Origin of the sequence: Streptomyces calidiresistens, from assembly GCF_014141525.1 — a bacterium.
GTDB classification, from domain to species: domain Bacteria; phylum Actinomycetota; class Actinomycetes; order Streptomycetales; family Streptomycetaceae; genus Streptomyces; species Streptomyces calidiresistens.
The window spans coordinates 1-775 of sequence record NZ_VKHS01001383.1 but is presented as its reverse complement, the minus strand read 5'-3'; the positions used below and the strand labels follow the sequence as shown (position 1 = coordinate 775).

1 pseudogene is annotated in these 775 nt (G+C 80.4%); it reads right to left on the bottom strand.

Annotation, left to right across the window (positions count from 1 at the left end):
* Window positions 1-775: pseudogene (locus FOE67_RS27425) on the bottom strand (hypothetical protein); the annotation flags it as partial.

The following is a 775-nucleotide window of genomic DNA, read 5'->3' as shown; positions in this document are numbered from 1 at the left end:
CACCAGGACCCGCCCCCGCCGCCCCGGCCGTTCCGGGAGCGGGTCTCCTCGTTCCATCGGCCCCCACTCCCGTTCTGGGAGCGGTGATCGGCGCGGCGCTCGATGCCGCCGCTGCGGTGGTGGGTGCGCTCCCCGGATCGGGGGCCGCTGCGGTGCCCGCCACCGCTCCCGGTGCCGGAGCCGCGCCGCCCGGCACCGCCGCCGTTTCCGGAGCCGGGTCGGGGGGCGGTGCGGTGTCCGCCGCCGGATCCGGTGGTGCCGCGCGGGCCGATCCCGCCGGAGCGGTGTCCGGCCCGCTCGCCTCCCGCACCGGAACGGCCCCCGGGGCCGGGCCGGGCACTCCCGGCCGACCCCGTACCGGCGGCGCCGGTGCCACCGGCCCGGGCATCCTTGTCCTTCTTCTTGCCGTCCTTGCCGTCGCGGTCCTCGAGGCGGCGCAGGGCGGCGACCGAGGCGGCGAGTCCGGCGGCCATCGCCAGCGCGCCCAGCCCGCCCTTGTCCTCCCGGCCGTCGGTGCCGGTGCCGGTCTCGGGCAGCGGCTCGTCCTCCCGGTCCTCCTCTCCTCCGTCCAGGCCCCCGTCGTCCTCGGGGTGGGGGACGGGGGAGTCGCCCAACGCGGGGTCGGGGATGGCGGCCAGGGCGTCCAGCGGACTGCGGCGCGGGCGGTGGAGATCGAGGTCGATCACCGGCCCCGGGTCGGGCTCGGGGTCGGGGACGACCGCCAGGGCCGGCCGCTCCGGCTCCTCCGGCCGGTCCCCGGGGTCCGGGGCGGGGG